This is a genomic window from Streptomyces sp. NPDC055287, assembly GCF_053646035.1.
In genome coordinates, this window is sequence record NZ_JBSHNE010000054.1 from 19,052 (window position 1) to 27,629 (window position 8,578).

The window sequence follows — 8,578 nt, forward strand, 5'->3', positions numbered from 1 at the left end:
CTGCCACCTCACGTCACTCCGGTCCGGCGGGTTGAGCGGTCAGCGCGTCGTGGATGCTCCTGGCAACGTCCTTGTCGTCGAGGTACCCGCCGATGCCGTGCCGATTGGCCGTATGGTTTCTCACAGCCGTCCGGTTGCTGATGCCCGGGCGCTCCGGGTCGAGCGGGAAGTGCTCGGGCGTCAGCGCACGGAGGGCGACGAGGTCCCTGCTGTCCATGGCGTTGATCCAGCGGGTGACGCACTGCGGGCAGCGTGCCGGGGCCATGCCCGTCAGTGACTTGCGAATGGCGGTGACCGCCAAGGGCGAGCCGAGCGTCACGAAGAGGGGCACCCGCCAGCCACGGAGGTGTCCCTCGCGGCGCAGAAGGTTGTAGCTCACGACCGAGCCCAGCGAGTGGCCGACCACGACGGTCTCCCGGCCCGGTGTCAGCGCACCGCTCACCCCCTCGTCGATCTCCTGCCGGATGGCGGAGTTCCGGAGGTACTGGTAGACGTCATGGGTCGTGAGGGCGAGAAGTGCCCCGCTCGCGTAGGGCACGTACCGGTCCAAGGCGTCGGCCATGGCCCGGACCCAGGCCCATGTCAGGAGACCGCGGTCGATCACGTCATGTTCGGCGGCCGCGGCGAGCTGCTGGTCGGTGATGCCCGCTGCCAGCCTGACCTCCTCCAGCACCGACTGCAGAAACCGGCGCTCAGCCTCGTCACCCGCTTCACCCCGCACAACGATCTGGGCGGCGGCCTGCGGTGAGGCTCCGCCGACCATCTGGTAGAGCGTGTCCCCGTAGTACGGGAACCGGACGTCCTCCTCGGGTACCGGCAGTCGCAGCCCGCTCTTCGCCATGCCCTCCGCCAGCGCGTCGAGCCACTCCGCCTTCAACGCGGCCGGATCCTTGTGCTGTTGAGACCGGCCGTGGACCAGCACCAGCTGTCGTGTCATCGCACCTCTCCCGAGCGCAGAGCCTGTTCCAGTCGGTCGATGCCGTCCGGCCCGAACAGGGACCACGACGAGTCGTGAACTCTCCGCTCAAGTCCGTCCAGGGCGGGATGCAAACGCACGCGGTTGGCGCCGAGGAGGGCCCAACCGCGTCCCATGAGCGGTACGAAGGGCAGGACCCGGGAGTCGCGGTCAATGGTGCGCCCGGTCAGTTGCCGGCCGAGGAGCGTGGTGTCGAAGAGGTCGGCGCCAAGTTGGGAGCGCAGCTGTCCTGCCATGTCCTGGATGCCTGGCACGTTCTGTTGTTCGTAGTGGGCGTACGCCGCGTACGTCACCAGTGAGGGATCGATGTACTCGCCGTACCGCATCCTCCGGTCGAGCTCCGCCGCGTCGGCCGGCCCGATACGCAGCCACCCGTGCCGGAACGCCGCGGAGGCCACGGCACGCAGTCCCCGTAACCGTGCAGCGTGCTCTCGGTAGAGCTCCCCGCGGAACGTGCGGGCCGAGGGTTCGTAGGCCACGTCGACGAGTTCACCACCCTGGAAGGTGAGAGCCGCGATGAACCCGGGAAGCACCGCGACGACCGCTCCCACAGGGGCCCCATCGGCCTCGAAACGGACAAGGGCGCTCGATCCCTCCCGGCCGTGAGGGCGGAGGCGCAGGACATTCAGGGCCGGGCCGAGCAACCGGCCATCGGCATGAGGTGCGAAGAAACCGGTGATCCGCGCACCGCGCACCTTGACTCCGCAGCGCGTCTCGAAGTCGTCCGGGCCGAAGGGGCTCGCGATGCTCTCCACACCGTCGACCAGCTGCTCGGCTTCGGGCACGCCGATCACCCTCGCCTTCCAGATCTCTCGGCCCAGGGCTCGTTCGTCGGGCGCGCGCAGGAGATCGGCGGTGACTGTATATATGTTCAGAGGATCCACCGGAGGGGTGGAAGGGCCCGTCCGAAGGAGCGGTTGGGGGAGGGGATGAATGCGTGACAGCCAGGGAGGGGGAGAGTGGGCGACGATGTGGGCGTCCGGCAACTGGTCGACCAGGTGGTGGAGTTTCAGGGCGCGGAGCCGGGCGGGAATCTCCGCTTCGAGATGCTCCTTCAGCCGGAGCGGCAGGAGGTAGCGAGCGGCGTCCGATGTGTCCGTGGACGGTGCGAGCAGTTCCGGGCGTAAACCACTGGCGGCCTCCACCAGGGCTTCGGTGTAGATGGCGCGGTAGTCACTGGCGGCCTTGTTCGGATCGCGGATTTCTACGGCGGTTCGGCCGCGCACGCAGGCGAAGAACTGGTCCACCGGCCGCATACGGTCGACGGCGCTCTCATTGGGGAAGATCTCTACGCCGTGGACGTTCTGGGCCTGGACGCCGTCCGGTGCGACGCGGCAGGCGTCCGAGATGAATACGACATGGCCGACGCCGCTGTATCGCGCCAGCTCGACACTGCCGGCGACGTTGACGGCGGCGCTGGACCTTTGGGGCGCATCGCTGAGCAGCCAGCGCTCACCATGATTGGAGGTGACGCCATGACCGGCGAAGTACACGATGAGCTGATCCAGGCCGGGGCCGTTCAGCAGCTCTGCGACAGCGTCGAACAGCTCGTCCGGACCGACCCGCCGACCCCCGGCATCGGTGATGAGCTTGGCCTGGCTGACATCCCTCATTCCCTGGGCCAGGGCCCAGGCGTGCATCTGTCGGGCACCGGACGCAGCCGCATTGAGTTTCTGTAGCCCCCCTGTTCTGTCGACGCCGATGAACAGCCCTGCCCGCACCAGGTCCGTTGGCCCCATGCATGTCTCCACGCCCTGTCTGTGGCGTACCGCCCCTGCCCCTTTATGCCCGGCAAGTAGGACATTCCGCAAGGGGTGGTGTGGTGCTTTTTCGGTGCACCAACGCGTCCGACGCGCGAGATCCGGCCACCCCCGTCGTTTTGCAACTGACATGACGGGACGTTTAGGTCCACGTTCGACATCCGGTGGCCGTCAGTCGCCGGGGGCGACGCCTGCGCGCTCTGCTGGGCGTCCGCAGCCTCGCCGGGCAGGTGTTCTGGCTGCAGGTGGCGGTCGTCGTGCTGCTCGTCGTCGCTGCCGTGGTGGCCCTTGTGTTGCAGGCCCGGCGCGACAGCGACAGGAGGCGCGCTACAGGTCGCTCGACATCGCCGAGACGCTCGCGCAGGAAATCCCCGGCCAATGCCGGAAAGTACTTCACCGTGCAGCGCCCGCAGGACGACGGGCTCTTCCTCGGAAATCTGCCCGTGACCGAGTACCAGGGCGAGGTGCCCACCGACGCGGTGGTGTCCCTGTGCCGCGTCGGCCAGGACTCGATCTTCTCCGGCACCGGCGTCGAGCACGTCCGGTCTTGCTGGTCGACAAGGAAAGCGCGAACGCCAACCTCCACTACGTGCTCGACCAGACTGCCCGTGAGATCGTCCGGCTGCGCCAGGAGGGCAAGCGTGTCTTTCTGCACTGCGTGGCGGCCGCTCACGTACTCCCGCTCTGCTGCCGCCTGCAGCACGCTGCTTGGCACGCACGCAAACGGGATCTGCCCCCGGTCGTGGTATGAGTTGATGCCCCCCGGTGGCCGTCAGTGAAGCAGAGTGAACTCCTGATTCGCTGTACAGGCCCCGCCCGACGTCAACGCTGGTGGCAGCGATCAGGCCGGGAGCCAAGAATGATCTACAGTGGGTTGCTTCGTTCCCGCGCCAGGATCGACCCCGGGTCCATGGCCGCTACGGTCTTGGCGGGCCGGGTTCGTCCTCCATCCGCGAGTAGGTCGAAGTCGGTGGCGAGCTGATCGTAGAACTTTGCCCATTCGCTTCGGGGCGCGATACCCGGCGCCCATATCCGGTGCTTGCGCAGCTGCGGTGGCGTCAGTCTTCGCGCGGAGGCGAACGGATGTCTCGGGCCGACGAGAAGTTCCAGCGGAGAGTCGAACGCGTGAATCATCTGCACGTCGGGGGGAGTGTGTCCGGGGCAGTGACGGTGCGGAACGAGGCGTCGATAGCGCCTGCTCGGACGGCGGTGACCGCCACGCGTGGGTCGTTGACCCTGAGGGTCACCACGTCGAGGTGGGTTTCGGGATGCGACCGCCAATAGTCGTGCAGAACAACGGCCTACAGACCTCCAGCTCGCGTTCCAGGGCGGCGATCCGTTTGGAGACTGCCTGCTGCGTCACGCCCAGCTCATCGGCCGCATGTTGCAACTGTCCGAGCTCGGCAGCCCGGACGCACGATCGCAATACCTCGGTGTCCACTGGTTCACCTTAGGCATGCACAACTGATCGTCGTGACTCGCCGACGATCGGTTGTTTGATCACGCGTCGGCGCAGCTGATGATATTCAGGAAACCAAACCGCCCGTTGTCGCGAAGGGTCATGTGCGCGTGCTGGTTGCGGGGATACGGCCGCGTAGCACTTCGTAGGCGTTGGCGCGGGCGGCCGGCCCAAGCGCGAACGGCATCCCGGTCATGGGCACGTCGGGGCATTCGTGTCACTGTGCGGCCGGAGTCACTTCGGCCCCCCTGCGGCAGTCCGCGCCCACTGCGCATCAGTCAACGACACACCCAGACCGAGATCAGATGATCCGAGGGAAACGCATTAGCTCTGCGGGACGTCCTTGACGAACACGATCCCGTCAATTCCTGCCAAGTGGGCCGGGTCCAGCGGGGAGTAGCCGAACCAGGGCGACACACGGGCGGCGGGTCGCGCGTCGCCGAGGGCGGCCAGCCGGGGGGCGTCGACGACGTAGCGGTCCTCCGGGAGCGCGTACAGGAGTCCTTCGACGGTGTCCGGTGGCGGGATGTCGACTCCTTGGTGCCGCATGGTGCCGAGGGCCATTGCCAGGAAGGCGTACTCCTTCCCCCTGCGGGCGTTCACGAGTGCGCCGGCGCTCCACCAATTCAGCAGTGGCTGTTCCCACATGCGCATCGTGCTCTCGTCGCGCTGGAGATGGCTGTTGTGGGCGTGGACCAGGGTCGGGTTCCGTTCGGCGATGGCGAGGAGGTTGTCAGCCATCATCGAGTCCCGCAGCCCGATCAGCCGCGTCATACGGGCCGGTGAGGTGTCGGCCATCCAGAAGTGGTAGCGCAGCAGGCCGGTGGCGGTACGCCCGTACAGGCGTGCCCGGTCCCAGCCGTCCCGCGAGGTCGCAGTGATCAGGTGCGGCGTCTGCGCGTCGAGCAGCGCCACTAGATCATCGGCGAGCAGCCGCAGCTCCCTGGCCTCGGCCGACCGCCCCGCGGACTGGGCCGGGTCCATCATCGCGGCGGAATTGGTCCATTGGTCGTCGGCGCCGAGCAGGCGTTCGAGCGTTTCCGCGGTGCAGGGGAGCAGATCGGCGTCCACCCGCGCCGCGAGCCAGCCGTGGAGTGCGGTGAGGGCCTGCCGGGGGCTCGCGGCTCCGGTGATCTCCAACGGGCCGTCGAAACCGGCGAAGCGAACCTGCTCGGATGCTGGCCGACCGTCGTTGTACACCCTTATCCAGCGCACGAGTTCGCGGTTGGCCGCGGACGCGCCGAACCCGTGGCTGAATCCGCGCTCCATGACCTCGTCGAGGGTGCCCGTGCCCGAGGTGACGTAATCGTCCACGACCAAACCCATCATGCAGTCGCTCTCGATTGCGATTGTCCGGTAGCCCTCCTGCTCGATGAACTGCCGGAAGAGCTCGTTGCGGACCTCGAGCAGTGTGTCCTCGCCGTGGGTGGGCTCGCCCAGGGCGAGCAGCTGCGGCCGGGCCGGGAGCAGCTGCATGACAGTGGCGGCCTCAACGGCATGGGCGGTTTCCTGGATGTCCTTAACCATGCCTTAAACGCTATCGTTGAACCGACGGTTGAAACTTTCGCGAGATATCAGCAGGACTATGGGGCAAAATCTTCAAAGCGGTGAGCGGCTCAGGCCGATTGACCTGGCGCGTGGGCATGGTCTGTCCACGCAGGCGATCAGGAACTACGAGGAAGCCGGCATCCTTCCGGTCGCCGATCGCACACCCCACGGCTACCGCACCTACACCCCGCTCCACGCGCGGGCCCTGCGCGCGTTCCTTGCCCTGGTGCCCGGACACGGCCACCAGACGGCGACGGCGATCATGCGGGCGGTGAACCAGGGCGTGGCCGAGGAGGCGTTCCGTATCATCGACGAGAGCCATTTCCAGCTCCTCGACGACCGCCGGACCCTCCAGGCCGTGGAGGGCACCCTCCGAATCCTGGCGCTCAGCACGACGTCCGAACCCGACGCGGCAGTGTCCGGGCCCAGTGGCATGTTCATCGGGACGCTGGCGGAGCAGCTCGGGATCCGACCCGCGACGCTGCGCAAATGGGAGCGCGCCGGGCTGGTGCGCCCGCGCCGCGACCCGCTGACCGGGTACCGCGTCTACGACGAGGCCGACGTGCGGGACGTCCGGCTGGCCCACCAGCTCAGGCGGGGCGGCTACCTGCTGCGGCAGATCGCCCCGCTGATCGCCCAGGTGCGGGCAGCGGGCGGACTGGAGCCGCTGGATGCCTCACTGGGCGACTGGCGCCGCCGGCTGTCCGCCCGCGGGCGGGCGATGCTGACCGGGGCCGCCGAGCTGGAGGCGTACCTTCGCGAGCGCGGATGAGACTTCGGTCGCCAGCCGAAGAGAACACGGGGCACCAACGGTTCCGTCTCGGCTGACACGTCCGCCGGTGCCGGCCTGGTCCTTGCTCCTCACCGACCGCAGCCGGATCACGCACGGGCCGCAGGCCACCGGGCGTCTACGCCGACGCTACATGGCTGTCGCCCCGCCCGTCCGAGGGCTTCCTGGGCGAACTCACCGACCTCGAACACAGCGAGTTCGACCAGTGAGCCTGTTTCGATCCCTGGCGAGAGTTTGCCCACCGCACTTCGAACAGAGCCTTCGAAGTGTGGTGAGGACCTTGCAGACACAAGATCGGTATCGCTGTCACGGGCAGCGCGTGGACCGGGATCAGAATCCGAGGTGCTGACCAAAATCATTCTCGCGAACAGTGCGCACTGTGGACTGGGGGAGGGCTGGCATCGATCCCGCCCGTGGGCTACGTTATGCGGCGATGACTACCGGGACGGCCTTGCGCCACACACGGATTGGTGACCCGGCGCTCCTCTGAGCGCCGTACGGGTCGGTGCTGGCCCGCTGTTGGATCGAGGACCTGGCGCTGCTGCGCGGGCTCCGCCTCCTGTCGTGTTGATCACAGCTAGACACGTCAACCACGACAGGAGAACTCATGCCCACCAAGATGCTGCACATTCCCACTGCGGACGGCCAGGCCGACGCTTTCGCCGCCTTCCCCGACCGTGGCGAGCGGCACCCAGGGGTGCTGATATACGCGGACGGCTTCGGCATCCGGCCCGTGCTGCGGGAGATGGCCCGCGAACTGGCAGGGCACGGGTACTACGTGCTCGTTCCCAACCTCTTCTACCGGCACGGCCCGGCACCGGTGATCGAACTTCCCGATCACATCGGAGAAGAGGTCCGGCCGGCGCTCTTCGAGCAGCTGATGCCCTTGATCGAGGCGCACACCGCCGAACGTGTCCTGAGCGACGCCGACGCCTACCTCAGGTTCCTCACCACCCAGCCCGAGGTCGGCGCCGGCCCGGTCGCGGTGACCGGCTACTGCATAGGCGGCCTCCTGGCGATGCGCACCGCCGCGGCCCACCCCGGCCTAGTGGCCGCCGTCGCGGGATTCCACGGCCCCGTGGGCGCCGACGGGCCCGACAGCCTGCGCCGACTTACCGGCGAGGTCTACCTCGGCCACGCCGAGACGGACATGACGCCCGAGGCTCTCGGCGAACTCAACCAGGCCCTGGATGCCGCGGGTGTCGGTTACACCTCCGAGATCTACCCCGGCACCGTCCACGGCTTCACCATGTCCGACACTGATGCCTTCAACCCCGCCGCACTGCAGCACCACTGGGACCGCCTGCTGCCCCTCCTCGACCGCACCCTGACCAACAGCTGAGGTCCCGGCCCGGAAATCAACCCGAAGTACACGGCTCCGGAGTACTGGCGATGCTTCGAACCGGTGTGAGGGCGGGCGCAGCCCGCCCTCACCGATTGGGGAGCCATTGCTTGATGGGGGCGATGTGGTGTGCTCGCTTCGCCGGTTGGGCTGACGGGTTCGTGACGGCGGTGGGAGGATCGGTACGGCTCCGCGGATTCGGGGCCTCCCAGCGACGGTGGTGAGGGCCGACGCCGATTGCGATCGCGCAGCCACGTCTCGATCAGTGCCGTCCGGCTGTCGAGCAACTGGTCCCCGGTGGGCGTCGTGTCAGTCAGTTCGAGGTGCTTGTCTGCAACGGACACCCGTGCGGCCAGAACCAGTTCGAGCAGGATGCCTCCCGACACCGCCCACCCAGCGGCCTACCGCTGCTTCGCCGCCCCGGACTCGTCGTCCAGAGACAGCAGCGTGATCTCCTGGCCAGTGTGATCGCCATACCCACTACCCCCGTATACGCCCCCTGATCGCTTTCTCATGATCAGGCGCCCGGAGCCGCTAAAGGTTCCCCGTGGATTCCGGCCACGGCCCGTCCCTCTCACCTCAGCCTGGTCCACTGACTGATCCGAAAGAAACGGCCTAGTAGTGCTTCGTTACGTCGTGTGATCTTGCCAGGTGAGGGGCAGCTTCTGGTTATGAAGCTGGGGGAGGTGGAACGGCTCCGGGG

The 8,578-nt window shown here is 67.6% G+C and carries 6 protein-coding genes and 2 pseudogenes; 3 read left to right on the forward strand and 5 right to left on the reverse strand.

Annotation, left to right across the window (positions count from 1 at the left end):
- Positions 1-13 precede the first annotated feature (13 nt).
- The gene (locus tag ACWIHY_RS36580; protein WP_454380810.1) at positions 14-937 is read right to left on the reverse strand and encodes a hypothetical protein; all 924 of its coding nucleotides are present in this window, start codon (positions 935-937) and stop codon (positions 14-16) included.
- A complete protein-coding gene (locus ACWIHY_RS36585; RefSeq protein ID WP_454380812.1) occupies positions 934-2,715 on the reverse strand; it encodes a hypothetical protein in 1,782 nt (593 codons plus the stop codon). Before ACWIHY_RS36585 ends, ACWIHY_RS36580 begins: the two co-directional genes overlap by 4 nt.
- Positions 2,716-3,283: 568 nt before the next feature.
- On the opposite strand from ACWIHY_RS36585, the gene ACWIHY_RS36590 reads away from it, so the two are divergent.
- On the forward strand, positions 3,284-3,487 hold the full coding sequence (locus ACWIHY_RS36590; protein ID WP_454380814.1) for a hypothetical protein: 204 nt from the start codon (positions 3,284-3,286) through the stop codon (positions 3,485-3,487).
- A 197-nt stretch (positions 3,488-3,684) separates the two neighbouring features.
- On the opposite strand, the pseudogene ACWIHY_RS36595 reads toward ACWIHY_RS36590, so the two are convergent.
- Positions 3,685-4,177 (reverse strand): annotated as a pseudogene (locus ACWIHY_RS36595) (LysR family transcriptional regulator); the annotation flags it as partial.
- Between the two features lie 342 nt (positions 4,178-4,519).
- The gene (locus ACWIHY_RS36600) at positions 4,520-5,722 is read right to left on the reverse strand and encodes an erythromycin esterase family protein (protein WP_454380816.1); all 1,203 of its coding nucleotides are present in this window, start codon (positions 5,720-5,722) and stop codon (positions 4,520-4,522) included.
- Positions 5,723-5,780: 58 nt separating this feature from the next.
- On the opposite strand from ACWIHY_RS36600, the gene ACWIHY_RS36605 reads away from it, so the two are divergent.
- Positions 5,781-6,515, forward strand: coding sequence for a TioE family transcriptional regulator (locus ACWIHY_RS36605; RefSeq protein ID WP_454380817.1), 735 nt, complete (start codon positions 5,781-5,783; stop codon positions 6,513-6,515).
- A gap of 625 nt (positions 6,516-7,140) precedes the next feature.
- The gene (locus tag ACWIHY_RS36610) at positions 7,141-7,875 is read left to right on the forward strand and encodes a dienelactone hydrolase family protein (RefSeq protein WP_454380819.1); all 735 of its coding nucleotides are present in this window, start codon (positions 7,141-7,143) and stop codon (positions 7,873-7,875) included.
- 305 nt (positions 7,876-8,180) lie between these two features.
- Here ACWIHY_RS36610 and ACWIHY_RS36615 read toward each other — a convergent pair.
- Positions 8,181-8,261: pseudogene (locus tag ACWIHY_RS36615) on the reverse strand (hypothetical protein); the annotation flags it as partial.
- Positions 8,262-8,578 lie beyond the last annotated feature (317 nt).